The 10,843-nt window shown below is 62.0% G+C and carries 15 protein-coding genes; 4 read left to right on the forward strand and 11 right to left on the reverse strand.

Features of this window, described 5'->3' with window-relative positions; translation table 11 throughout:
• Positions 1–824 (forward strand): hypothetical protein (locus tag H7E91_RS11100; protein ID WP_206680433.1); only part of this gene is annotated, 824 nt, incomplete at its 5' end.
• Here the strand turns inward: H7E91_RS11100 and H7E91_RS11105 are convergent.
• Genes H7E91_RS11105 through H7E91_RS11150 form a run of 10 tightly spaced genes read right to left on the reverse strand, consistent with a single transcriptional unit; the run spans position 788 to position 7,258 of the window.
• The gene (locus H7E91_RS11105) at positions 788–1,681 is read right to left on the reverse strand and encodes a hypothetical protein (RefSeq protein ID WP_182355173.1); all 894 of its coding nucleotides are present in this window, start codon (positions 1,679–1,681) and stop codon (positions 788–790) included. The genes H7E91_RS11100 and H7E91_RS11105 overlap by 37 nt on opposite strands.
• 16 nt (positions 1,682–1,697) lie before the next feature.
• Positions 1,698–2,579, reverse strand: a complete 882-nt coding sequence (ccsB, locus tag H7E91_RS11110) for a c-type cytochrome biogenesis protein CcsB (RefSeq protein WP_182355174.1) — start codon at positions 2,577–2,579, stop codon at positions 1,698–1,700.
• The gene (resB, locus tag H7E91_RS11115) at positions 2,576–4,102 is read right to left on the reverse strand and encodes a cytochrome c biogenesis protein ResB (RefSeq protein ID WP_241698564.1); all 1,527 of its coding nucleotides are present in this window, start codon (positions 4,100–4,102) and stop codon (positions 2,576–2,578) included. The genes ccsB and resB overlap by 4 nt, the downstream gene beginning before the upstream one ends.
• The gene (locus tag H7E91_RS11120; RefSeq protein ID WP_241698563.1) at positions 4,102–4,863 is read right to left on the reverse strand and encodes a cytochrome c biogenesis CcdA family protein; all 762 of its coding nucleotides are present in this window, start codon (positions 4,861–4,863) and stop codon (positions 4,102–4,104) included. Before H7E91_RS11120 ends, resB begins: the two co-directional genes overlap by 1 nt.
• Positions 4,860–5,393 carry a redoxin family protein gene (locus tag H7E91_RS11125; RefSeq protein WP_182355177.1) on the reverse strand — a complete coding sequence of 178 codons (534 nt, stop codon included), beginning with the start codon at positions 5,391–5,393 and terminating at the stop codon, positions 4,860–4,862. Before H7E91_RS11125 ends, H7E91_RS11120 begins: the two co-directional genes overlap by 4 nt.
• Complete coding sequence (locus H7E91_RS11130) at positions 5,393–6,061, reverse strand: histidine phosphatase family protein (RefSeq protein ID WP_182355179.1); 669 nt, start codon at positions 6,059–6,061, stop codon at positions 5,393–5,395. Before H7E91_RS11130 ends, H7E91_RS11125 begins: the two co-directional genes overlap by 1 nt.
• Positions 6,062–6,099: 38 nt before the next feature.
• Complete coding sequence (locus H7E91_RS11135; protein ID WP_182355180.1) at positions 6,100–6,549, reverse strand: MarR family winged helix-turn-helix transcriptional regulator; 450 nt, start codon at positions 6,547–6,549, stop codon at positions 6,100–6,102.
• 37 nt (positions 6,550–6,586) lie between these two features.
• Entirely contained in the window at positions 6,587–6,853 is a 267-nt protein-coding gene (locus H7E91_RS11140; RefSeq protein WP_182355182.1) for a glutaredoxin family protein, read from the reverse strand.
• Between the two features lie 37 nt (positions 6,854–6,890).
• Positions 6,891–6,989, reverse strand: coding sequence for a 30S ribosomal protein bS22 (locus H7E91_RS11145; RefSeq protein ID WP_005504750.1), 99 nt, complete (start codon positions 6,987–6,989; stop codon positions 6,891–6,893).
• A 59-nt stretch (positions 6,990–7,048) separates the two neighbouring features.
• Positions 7,049–7,258 (reverse strand): helix-turn-helix domain-containing protein, encoded by a 210-nt coding sequence (locus H7E91_RS11150; protein ID WP_182355184.1) that lies wholly within the window; start codon positions 7,256–7,258, stop codon positions 7,049–7,051.
• A gap of 182 nt (positions 7,259–7,440) precedes the next feature.
• Here H7E91_RS11150 and H7E91_RS11155 point away from each other — a divergent pair, with 182 nt between their 5' ends.
• The 3 genes from H7E91_RS11155 to radA all read left to right on the forward strand — a co-directional run bounded on the left by H7E91_RS11155 (position 7,441) and on the right by radA (position 10,741).
• On the forward strand, positions 7,441–8,814 hold the full coding sequence (locus tag H7E91_RS11155) for a TrkH family potassium uptake protein (RefSeq protein ID WP_182355185.1): 1,374 nt from the start codon (positions 7,441–7,443) through the stop codon (positions 8,812–8,814).
• Between the two features lie 24 nt (positions 8,815–8,838).
• The gene (locus H7E91_RS11160; RefSeq protein ID WP_182355187.1) at positions 8,839–9,507 is read left to right on the forward strand and encodes a potassium channel family protein; all 669 of its coding nucleotides are present in this window, start codon (positions 8,839–8,841) and stop codon (positions 9,505–9,507) included.
• A gap of 64 nt (positions 9,508–9,571) precedes the next feature.
• Complete coding sequence (gene radA / locus H7E91_RS11165; protein WP_182355189.1) at positions 9,572–10,741, forward strand: DNA repair protein RadA; 1,170 nt, start codon at positions 9,572–9,574, stop codon at positions 10,739–10,741.
• On the opposite strand, the gene H7E91_RS11170 is transcribed toward radA, so the two are convergent.
• The coding region (locus tag H7E91_RS11170) for an integrase core domain-containing protein (RefSeq protein ID WP_182354407.1) at positions 10,712–10,843 on the reverse strand (132 nt) is incomplete at its 5' end. The genes radA and H7E91_RS11170 overlap by 30 nt on opposite strands.

Genomic DNA, 10,843 nt, shown 5'->3' on the forward strand with positions numbered 1-10,843 from the left:
ACATACGGAGGGCCTTCCTCGGAGTGCTGGTTTCGCAACTCCCACTCAATCGCGGAAGGCCCTCTCTTCACGTCACAAGTCAGCGCGTGTCATCGCACTGCCTCAACCAACCTGTCCGGTCAGTACACCTAGCGGCCTGGTTTGTCGCCGATGCCATTCCCACCCCGGGCTCGGAGGTCACCTCGAACCTGTTCCTCCTCGCCGCCGGCTCTCTTGCAGTTGGGACCGTGGCTTCTGCCGCCGGACGCGAGTCCGCTCACCGCGCCAACCCGGCCTGGCTGTTCACGTTCAGGTACGTCCTTGCCACAGGCCTCGCCCCAGCTATCGTCCTCTGTGCCGTCCTGACAGTCACACGGGATTCCGGGGCCTCGTCGTGGCTCTTTGTCGGCAACATCGCCGCGTCGATATGGTCGGGGATCCATGGCGGTCTCGTGCACTGGGGGATCGATCTCGGCGCCGTCAGTGGCCCGCAAGATTCGGGAACAAGCCTCCTTGCCGCTCTCCCCGGCGAGCCCTGGGGGATCATTGGCCCGCTACTCGGCGTCGTCGCGATCATCATCGCCACTGCGCAGTGGCGGCGACATTCCAGAACCGTCGGCCGGTGGTGCCTCCCCCTTGCCTTCATGTGCGCTTCCCTTGCCGTTCTCGCGGCCGGCGTGTGGGCTACCGGCTCTGTTCGGGTCGGGACCGATTCCGCGCCTGTCATGGCCTACGCACTCTCCTCGCCACTCAACGTGCCGGTCATGGGCTTCGCCGGGTGGGTCATCGACCGAGCCGCGCGGCTCAGCTACCGATCTGAAACTGGAGTCCAGCCGCAGCGATAGTCGGTCCAGCGGGTCATGTCTCCCCCGTCGAGAAGAAAAATCATGCGATCGAAGCCAGGGTAGTTTCTTGTCACCGCAGCATCACCCGGTAGGGGGAAGGCTGCCTGCTCCTCGTAGCCGGCAATCTCGCTCTTCTCGGGAACTGCAGCTAGCGTCTTGAGCCCGACGGGGCGGGCGTTGTAAGCCTCTTCGATCTCGGCTATCGAGCGGCTGCACTGGATTGCACCGCCGTGATCGTCGATGCGGACGGGAACGCCCTCAGGCCATCCCATTTCAATCGTGTCCGTCAACCCATCGACACGCCCCGTCGTCAGCGAGAATCCGCCGTCAATCGCCGAGACGCTCTCGAGCGGTCCCACATTGAGATAGAAGGCCTGTGTCGCGGACCCTTCCGAGTACGTCAGGGCAAGCAGTCCCGTACCGCGGCGCTCCTCCGCGCTTTCGCCGTCGATCCCGGACTGCTCGGAAGCGTAAGAGAGACTGGTCTGGTCGAGAACGATAAGGGCATCTTGGTAGGTGTCGCCGTTCGCGTCAGAGTAGTAGATGTCATCCTCAGTGAAGCTCAGACGAATCGACACCGGACCATCGGATGCGTCAACGTCGATGACTGTGCGGCCGCTGTCAAAGCTCATCGGAAGGACAGAGTTGCCGTGATGAGGGAAGACGCCCGGATCGAAGGCATCGAGAAGTTGGACGGAGAAGGTGCCTCCAACGAGGTCGAGATCGGCAATCTCTGAGGTGCCTGGCCCGAAACGGGTCACAGCCTCAGGCGGTTGCGGCAGGACGAGCCAGCGCGACTTCAAGTCCTCCGCAGACCCACATCCGGCGAGCAGTGACGCTCCGAGCGCGATGGCCAAGGCCGATGCTGGTCTGTTAAACCCCCGCATAGGAGTGGAGCGAGTCGGCGAAGAAGTTGATGACGTAATAGTTGATGAAAAGGGCGATGATTCCGATGACGTTGAGCCATGCCGCCCTCTTACCCTCCCAGCCCCTCGTTGACCGGGCATGGAGGTAAGCGCCGTAGAAGCCCCAGACGACAAGCGACATCGTCTCCTTCGGATCCCAGTTCCAGGGACGGCCCCATGCATGTTCCGCCCATATCGCCCCGGCGATGAGGGTGAACGTCCACAGGAGGAAGCCGATGACGGTAATGCGGAAGGCGCCCTGTTCCAGCTCTGCCGCGCTCGGTAGCGCACGCCATCGCCCTGGCCGTTCCTCAACGATCGTGCCCCCGCGAGAAAGGGCGGTCTTCGACTCCTGCCGAGTCTGGACGAGCTGTAGCGCCGAGAGCAACGCGCCGAAAGCGAACAGGCCCATGGCGATCGTCGCGGTCGACACATGAATGACGAGCCAATAATTGTCGAGGATCGGCGGAGTGCCCTGCACCCTCACATAGAGGACGGCGATTGCCATTCCAAGCGACAGGAGGACGAGACCATTGACGAAAACGCCGAGCGTCCTCAGGTCCCTGCGCCGGGCGAGCACGAGGTAGGCACCGACGGCGACGCAGGTGAACGTTAGCGTGAATTCATACATGTTCGCCCAGGGGACGCGGCTCGCCGCAACACCGCGAAGAATCGTTCCCGCGAGGTGCAGGGCAAAGGCGAGGACCGTGACGGACATACCGATATTCGCGGCTTTGCGCGTTCCGTCGCGGTCAGTGGATGACAGGTCGATCGCGAACGAGAGCATGCCGATCGTGTATGCCGCCATCGCGCCGTAGATAAGGACCAGACTGATGCTTTCAAGATTCATGAGTTCTCCTCGAGGGATAGCGTAGCGTACACGGTCTTCTCGAGCCCCTCGTCGCCCTTGCGGCCAATGGCTGCGGCATGAAGGGTGCCGTTCTCATATCGAACCCACACTCGGCGGGACGGCATGAGCAGGGAAATCGCGAGCCCGCCGAGGCCGAGCACAGCAAACACGAGCATCCAGCCCAGCGTCGGATCGTAGCGCATGTCAAGGGCTGAAAACCGTGCGAGGTCGACGAACTCGATCGTCCCGTGACCGCCCGGGATGTCGGCCTCCTCGCCGAGGGCGAGCGTCGTCAGCACGCCAATCGCGGTCTCCCCAACCTGCTCGGTCACGAGCTCCATCTGTTCTGTGTCGAGCAGGTAAACGTTCTGCGGCACCCCCTCATCGAGCCCAAGATCACCCACCCACGTCGTCGCCACGAGCACAGGGTTGAGAGCGTCGGGGTTGACGGAAACGATGACACCATCCCGGTCTTGAGCGGTAGGGAACAGCGTCGCCTGGAAACCGAGCTGCTCGCCCTCGGTCACGTCCGGGACCTTGATGACACCGGTTGACACATATGTCTGTGTCACGTCGGGCAGGACGACAAATTCATCGAAGGCCACATTGCCAGCCGAGTCCGTCACCCTTACCCGCGGCGCGTAGCCGTTGCCGGACAGGTAGACATTCGTGCCGTCGATGTTGAGCGGCTCGTTCGGCCGGATGACCTCGTTTGACCCGGACCCGGGCTTTGTCACTGTCACATCCGCCATGAAGGCCGACGGCGTGCCATCCTCATAAAACTCCGGCCGCATCTCGTTCAAGGTGATGCTGTAGGGCGGTAGGGACTCCTCGTCAACGAAGATTCCTCGCTCAAAGGTGTCGTAGCTCAAGACGGAGTTCGCGAATGTCTCGCCCTCGACGATGATCGCCTGCCCGCGGAAGGAGAGAGATTGAGACAGCCCAAAGACGATGAGGAGGCCAAGCAACGACATGTGGAAGATGATGTTTCCCGTTTCACGTAGGTAGCCGCGCTGGGCCGAGAGCCCACCATCCCTCCGGACGGTCCGGTACCCGCGCAGGCGCCTTTGAGTGAACGCCAACGCCTCGTCCTCTGACAGGTCGGTCGCCACCGACTTGTGTGTGTCATATCTGTCGAGCCTGGCAGGGACCCGTCCAGGGCCTTTCTTGAGGTCGGTGGCGAGAGTGATGGAGCGCGGCACGATACAGCCGACGAGGGAAATAAACAGGAGGATGTAGATAGCGGCAAACCAGGGGGCGGTGAGGATGTTGAAGAAGCCAAGCGCGTCAAGAACGCTTCCCCATACGCCGTTGTCCTCGATCCACTGCTCCGCGAGCACGGGGTCCTGGCGCTTCTGCGGCAGAAGCGAGGCAGGGATGAGGGCGATGATGAGGAGGAGGAGCATGATGATCGCGTTCCTCATCGAGGTCAGCTGCCGCCACCCCCATCTACCCCAGCCCTTGAGGCCGATCCCCGCGGGGGACCCCGCCGGGGTGTCGCGCGCCGTGCGGATCGTCTCCATCACACCACCAATTCTGTCTGCCCGGAAAGATTAGCTACCCAACCGATGATGTCGGACCACCAGCCGGTCACCATGAGAACACCAACGACGATGAGAGCGATGCCGCCGAAGATTTGCACGCCGCGCGAGTGGCGGCGCAACCACGCGAGGGCCCGCGCGGACCTGTTGACCGTGAGCGCGGCGATGATGAACGGCAGGCCGAGCCCGATGCAGTAGGCGATCGTGAGAATCGTGCCGCGCTGGATGCTGCCGGAGGAGAAGGACATGGAAAGGACGGCTGCGAGCGTGGGACCAATACATGGCGTCCAACCCAGTCCGAAGACGGCGCCTAAAAGGAGCGCCCCGATGGGACCTCCCCGCTTCTGAATGTGAAGCCGGGTCGTCCGCTGAAGGAACGGTAGCCCACCGAGGAATGCAACGCCCATGACAATGATAAGGAGGCCTGCGACGAACATGACCGTGTCCTGATGTTGGGCGAACCGTGCCCCGGCGGCCGAAAATACAACCCCCAGGAGGACGAAGACCGCAGAAAACCCAGCGACAAAGAGTGCCACCGATCCCCCAAGACGCCAATTGCGTCCCCCGGCTGCTGCCGAGGGCGCAAGAGAGGAGAAGTAGCCAAGGTATCCCGGTAGCAAGGGCAGGACGCAGGGGGAGGCGAACGAGACGAGTCCCGCAATCATCGCTGCTCCGAACGCGAGTAGCATCGGGCCGCCGGTGACGGCCCCGACGAACGAGTCCGCCGCGGACAGCGGCATCATAGCGAGTCGTCGATCATGCCTCGCACGATCTGAGGATCGATCTGGCCTAGGTAGCGCGCGGCGGGCCGGCCCTCGGTGTCGAGGATAAGGGTGGTTGGCACTGCCTGAAGTGGGACGGCTCCCTCGAGGCCCGAGATAAACTCGCCGTTCCGACCTTCGATCGATTCGTACGGAGTACCAAACGATCTTTCGAACGCTTCTGCTGCCGCCTTGTTGTCGCGGGTGTTGACACCAATGACCGTCACGTCACCAGCGTAATCCTCGGCGATCGCATTGAGGTCAGCCGCCTCTGCACGGCAGGGCGGACAGGCCGCGTACCACGTGTTAATGACAACGACGTTGCCGCGCAGATCGGCAAGATTGACCTCGTCGCCGTCAAAGGTTACTCCGCTGGCCTCGACCGGTTCGCCGCGCTCGGCTTCCGGCCACATCACGTAGTTCGCATCCCGACCGGTATACTCCGTGCCTTCGATCGCACTGTTGCACCCCGCGAGAAGCGGCAGAAGAAGGAGCCAGACGAGTCGACGCACTAGTTTCCCTTCGCCTCGGCTGCCGCTGACGTTCCGGGGACCATGTCGGCCGCTGTGCGAAGGAGCTCAGCCGCCGGCTCCCAGTAGTCGAGTGCCAAGAGTTGGAAATCGACAAATGTCAGCGATGTGACGGACGCGAGAGCGCACTGGCGCCTGCGAGGATCGTGGGCGAGTGGCTTCTTTTCGACGAAGCGTCGCATGGTCCAGATGGGGAGCTGGTGGGAGAACAGTGCAGCCTCGCCGCCGCGGGCCCGGTCCAGTGCGGTCGCGATAGCCCCGCTCATCCGGCGGACGATCTCGGTGTATGGCTCGCCCCACGATGGGCGCAGCGGGTTGACATACCAGGAGTAGTACCTCGGGTGTGCGAGAACGGCCCGATTTCTGTTGACGGCAAGGCCTTCAAATCGGTTGTCAGCCTCAATGAGCCGGTCATCGATTTCCAGCGGAAGACCGGTCGCAGCCACGGTTGGCGAGGCGGTCTCCTGTGCGCGCTGGAGTGGGGATGCGGCGATGTAGCGAATGTCCCGCTGCCCAAATTCCTCCCCGACCTTTTCGCCCATGCCTCGGCCGAGAGGAGTGAGCCGGAATCCAGGTCGGCGACCGTAGAGAATGCCCGTCGGGTTGTCCACTTCGCCGTGGCGAACGAGGTGAATGGTCGTCAATTCCATAGATCAACACTGCCACACCAAGCAGGGAAACAGTAACGTCAGTCCTCGTCGAGGAGCTTGCTCATGATCCTTCCGAGCGTCAGCAGGTCGTCGCGGCCAATTTTGTCGAGCAGGTGCCTGCGCACTGATTCGACATGGTCGGGCGCCAGCTTCTTCAGCAGGTCGAAGCCTCTCGCGGTCATGCGGCAATTGCGGCCTCGACCATCCCCTGAGCACGCCTCGCGCACGACGAGACCCTCCTCCTCGAGGGAGGCGACGGTGCGGGTGAGGCGGCTGCGGGAATGAACGAGTTCATCAGCCAAATCCGACATCCGCATCGTCCAACCCTCGCTCTCGGAGAGTCGAACGAGAACCTCATACTTGTTGAGGGTGAACCGATGGACCTCAAAGAGGTCGTTTCCGATCTGGGCATTGAGGCGCGCTGAACCGCGCAGGTAGCTTCGCCAGGCGACCTGCTCATCCGCTGCAAGCCATGGGACATCAGACATCGTAAATAACTCCTTGGTCGGAGCTATTCTACCAAAACTAATTGAGATGTAAACTATGCAGGATACGTTTCCACAGGTGAGGACGGGTGGCTCGCGCGAGAGCCGCTTTGGACGATGTCAGTCGCGCGACCGGGCGTCCGTCGCTCAGGAGGACCGGCAGATCGTCTGAGTACTGAGCGAAATCCGGGTCTGTGTCAATGTCGACGGCACGCCATACGAGGCCGCGCTCCTCTTCGAGGGCGGCAAGAGACTGCTCGGCCTGCTCACATAGGTGGCAGCCGGGTCTAACGACAAGCGTGTACATGATGGCTGTGGGCCCGGACGTTCCGGACCCACGATGCCTACTTCTTGTTGCGGCGCTGGTGACGAGTCTTGCGAAGCAGCTTGCGGTGCTTCTTCTTCGACATGCGCTTGCGGCGCTTCTTGATAACGGAACCCATAGGTTGCCTCCAGTGTCATGACGACGGACGGTACCCGCAGATACTACCGCGTCCGGGGTCTAAGCGTGACGCTCGTCGGTCTCGAAGGCGGTTTTTGAGAGCAATTCATCAACGGCTTCTGTCGGCACCCGGTACGAGTTGCCGACACGAACGGCAGGCAGGTCACCAGCGTGAATCATGCGATAGACCGTCATTCGCGACACGCGTGCGAGTTCCGCGACTTCGGCCACCGTCATAAACTGCGGAGCCGAGGGGGGTACCTGCGACATACTTTTCCGTTCTCATGAGGGACATTCCCGCAGATTCGGCAGGGGTGTCCGTAAGAGTTATGCTCTCGCTCATCATAGAGTAAGTGCTGTCAATCTGTGCACTGAATCCGCCAATGTTCCCCATGCGAGCATCACACCATCTTAGGGGTAGGTTCAGATTATCGAAGCAGGGAGGTGTGCCGATGGCCGAGCGTGATGCGCAGCATAACGGAACGATCCGGGGGCGACTCGACGCGATCGCCCAGGATCAACCGGCACGTCTCGCGCTCATTGTCTTTGCCGCGATCATCGGCGTTGCGACTCTTCTCCTGTGGCTACCATTCGCCTTCGCCGGCCCGGGGAGCGCCACGTTCATTGATGCCCTGTTCACTGCGACATCCGCGGTATGCGTGACGGGCCTGACAGTTGTCAATACTGCTGCTTCGTGGACGACGTTCGGCCATCTTGTCATCATGATTTCGATGATGATCGGCGGTCTGGGGGTCATGACTCTCGCGTCGCTCCTCGGCCGTGCCGTCTCCCATCGCATCGGCCTCACGCAACGAATGCTGGCCGCGACGGAGACGAAGTCTCGCCTCGGCGAGGTCGGCTCACTCGTCACTGCGGTTCTCGTCGTGTCCCTCTCCGCCGAAGTCATCCTCACCGTGTTCCTCCTGCCCTCGTTCCTCTCGATGGGCGAGCCGATGCTCGAGGCTATTTGGCATTCGATGTTCATGGCCGTGTCGATCTTCAACAACGGCGGGTTCGTCATCGTCGACGGCGGCATCGAACCCTTGGTCGGCGACTGGCTGTTCTGCATCCCCATTATCGTCGGCACGATCGCCGGCGCGATCGGATTCCCCGTTATCCGCGACCTGCATCGCAACTGGCGTCGCCCCCGGTATCTCTCTCTTCACGCGAAGCTCACGATCTCGACGTACATGATTCTGTGGCTCGGCGGTGTACTGGCATTTTTCCTCTTCGAATGGGGTAATGCTGACAGCATTGCCGCTCTCGACGCGGACGAGAAAATCCTCGCCGGGCTACTTCACGGCACAACGGCGAGATCGTCTGGCCTCTCCACTCTCGACCTCGCGGGGCTAAGTGGCTCCACAGTGTTCGTCTTCGACGCCCTCATGTTTATCGGTGGTGGCTCGGCGTCGACCGCAGGCGGAATCAAAGTTGGCACGTTTGCAGTCCTCGTCCTCGCCATCATCTCCGAAGCGAGAGGTGACAGGGACACGGTCGCCTTCAATCGGAGGATTCCCAATTCGTCACTTCGTCTCGCGGTCTCGGCCGCGTTCCTCGGTTCCACCCTTGTCGGCGCGGGCACTCTCGCCCTCGTCTTCATTACCGATCTACCGCTCGAAAGCGTCCTCTTTGAGGCGATTTCGGCGTTCGCGACATGCGGACTGTCACTCGGGATCACGCCCGGCCTGCCGACGGCAGGCAAAGTTGTCCTTATCCTCCTCATGTTCACGGGCAGGCTCGGCACGATGACGCTCGCAGCCGCGCTCGCCATGCGAGAGAGACAGCGTCAGATCCGTTTCCCTGAAGAACGACCGATCATCGGCTAGCTATAATGAGCGTCGGAGGACACCATGTCACGTAAATCGCAGGACCGCCTCGGAGCCGTCCTCGTCATCGGCCTCGGCCGATTCGGATCAGCTGTCGCGTTCACTCTCGCCGAGCAGGGCCGGGAGGTGCTCGCCGTCGAAAAGGACCCGCATCTCGCCGCACAGTGGTCCCACCGGTTCACGGTGATTGAAGCCGATTCCACATCGAAAGAGGCGCTCGAGCAGCTCGGAGCGAAGGACTTCAATGTCGCCGTCGTCGGCATCGGCTCCAGCCTCGAGGCCTCCGTGCTCACGACAGCGAACCTTGTCGAGATGGGAGTCTCGGAAATCTGGGCCAAGGCAACCTCCCGTGACCACGGTCGCATCCTCGAGAAGATTGGCGCCAACCGGCGTGTTTATCCCGAATTCGATGCGGGCAGGCGCGTCGCCCACATGGTCGCCGGCAGGATGATCGATTACATCGAGATGGAGGATAACTTCACCATCGTCAAAATGCGGCCACCGCACGATCTGCGAGGTTTCACGATCGGCGAGTCGAAGGTCCGCGAGCGCTACGGCGTCAACATCATCGGAGTGAAGTCGCCACACGAGCCGTTCGAGTACGCGACTGCGGAGACGAGGATCGGCGAAGACGACATCATTATTGTCTCCGGCAATGTCGAACTTCTCGACGAGTTCGCTGCTCGCCGCTGAATGGCAGTTCCACTAGCCCTTTTCCCGCGGCTGTTTGGGCACCGGCCTTCGATACGCTTCGACCATGGCTAAGAATCGTCCGTCCTTCTCCTGCTCCGAATGTGGTTGGGATGCCTCCAAGTGGGTGGGCCGCTGCGCGCAGTGCGAGGCGTGGGGCACGATGGTGGAAACGAGGCCCGTTCCCATCACCAGCGCGAAGTCTCTCGCGCCGACCTCACCTGCGACTCCAATCACCGATGTCGCTATGTCTGCCACAGAACGGTCAACGACAGGCGTCGGCGAGCTCGATCGGGTTCTCGGCGGGGGCCTCGTCCCCGGTGCGGTCATTCTGCTGGCTGGCGAACCCGGCGTGGGCAAGTCGACTCTCCTTCTCGATGTCGCGGCTCAGGTGTCGCGCCTCAACACAGCACCCGTGCTCTACATCTCGGGTGAGGAATCTGCCTCCCAGGTGCGTCTGCGCGCAGAACGAATCGGCGCTATGTCCCCGAATCTGCATTTGGCGGCCGAAGCGGATCTCGCGACGATCATCGGCCATGTCGAGTCCAACCCTCCATCACTGCTCGTTGTCGATTCAGTTCAGACGATCGTCGACACCTCCGTCGATGGGGCTGCTGGTGGCGTCTCCCAGGTCCGAGCAGTCACGGCGGGCCTCGTCCGTCTGGCGAAGGCACGGAGCCTTCCCATTCTTCTCGTCGGACACGTGACGAAGGACGGCTCGATCGCCGGTCCCCGGGTTCTCGAACATCTGGTCGATGTCGTGTGTCAGTTCGATGGCGAGCGCCACTCCCGCCTTCGGATGGTCCGTGCCGTCAAGAATCGCTACGGGCCGACGGATGAGGTCGGTTGTTTCGAACTGATCGACGAGGGGATTAGCGAACTGCCCGATCCTTCTGGACTCTTCCTCTCCGATCGGGCCCGGACCGTGCCCGGCACGTGCGTCACCATCACCCTCGAGGGCAGGCGGCCAATGCCGGTCGAGATTCAGTCCCTGGCAGTCGCACCGGCTGGTCCACCGAGACGGACAACCTCAGGCGTCGACTCGTCCCGTGTCGCCATGACAGTGGCAGTGCTGCAGTCCCGCCTCGGTGTCGATCTCGACCGCAAGGACATCTTCGTCTCCACCATCGGCGGGGCCAGAGCCTCGGAGCCATCGACGGATCTGGCGGCCGCGCTTTCGCTCGCCTCAGCAGTTGCCGATCTCCCGCTAGCTGTACTGTCCGGGGAGGTTGGTTAAGCGGGTGATTGGGGCGAGCCTGTCGCAGGCTGTGTGGGGTCGGTGATGATTATAGTGATGCAGCCATCCTGGTAGGGCGTCTCGTCGCTCGGTTTCTGAGGT

This window comes from Flaviflexus huanghaiensis (assembly GCF_014118685.1).
In the GTDB taxonomy this organism is placed as follows: Bacteria; Actinomycetota; Actinomycetes; order Actinomycetales; family Actinomycetaceae; genus Flaviflexus; species Flaviflexus huanghaiensis.

Excerpts from the sequence above, each read along its gene's own strand:
- H7E91_RS11155 (WP_182355185.1), top strand. The coding sequence starts at position 7,441 with ATGGCCGAGCGTGATGCGCAGCATAACGGAACGATCCGGGGGCGACTC.
- H7E91_RS11135 (WP_182355180.1), bottom strand. The coding sequence starts at position 6,549 with ATGTCTGATGTCCCATGGCTTGCAGCGGATGAGCAGGTCGCCTGGCGA.
- resB (WP_241698564.1), bottom strand. The coding sequence starts at position 4,102 with ATGGAGACGATCCGCACGGCGCGCGACACCCCGGCGGGGTCCCCCGCG.
- H7E91_RS11140 (WP_182355182.1), bottom strand. The coding sequence starts at position 6,853 with ATGTACACGCTTGTCGTTAGACCCGGCTGCCACCTATGTGAGCAGGCC.
- ccsB (WP_182355174.1), bottom strand. The coding sequence starts at position 2,579 with ATGAATCTTGAAAGCATCAGTCTGGTCCTTATCTACGGCGCGATGGCG.
- H7E91_RS11160 (WP_182355187.1), top strand. The coding sequence starts at position 8,839 with ATGTCACGTAAATCGCAGGACCGCCTCGGAGCCGTCCTCGTCATCGGC.
- H7E91_RS11145 (WP_005504750.1), bottom strand. The coding sequence starts at position 6,989 with ATGGGTTCCGTTATCAAGAAGCGCCGCAAGCGCATGTCGAAGAAGAAG.
- H7E91_RS11120 (WP_241698563.1), bottom strand. The coding sequence starts at position 4,863 with ATGATGCCGCTGTCCGCGGCGGACTCGTTCGTCGGGGCCGTCACCGGC.
- H7E91_RS11150 (WP_182355184.1), bottom strand. The coding sequence starts at position 7,258 with ATGTCGCAGGTACCCCCCTCGGCTCCGCAGTTTATGACGGTGGCCGAA.
- radA (WP_182355189.1), top strand. The coding sequence starts at position 9,572 with ATGGCTAAGAATCGTCCGTCCTTCTCCTGCTCCGAATGTGGTTGGGAT.
- H7E91_RS11130 (WP_182355179.1), bottom strand. The coding sequence starts at position 6,061 with ATGGAATTGACGACCATTCACCTCGTTCGCCACGGCGAAGTGGACAAC.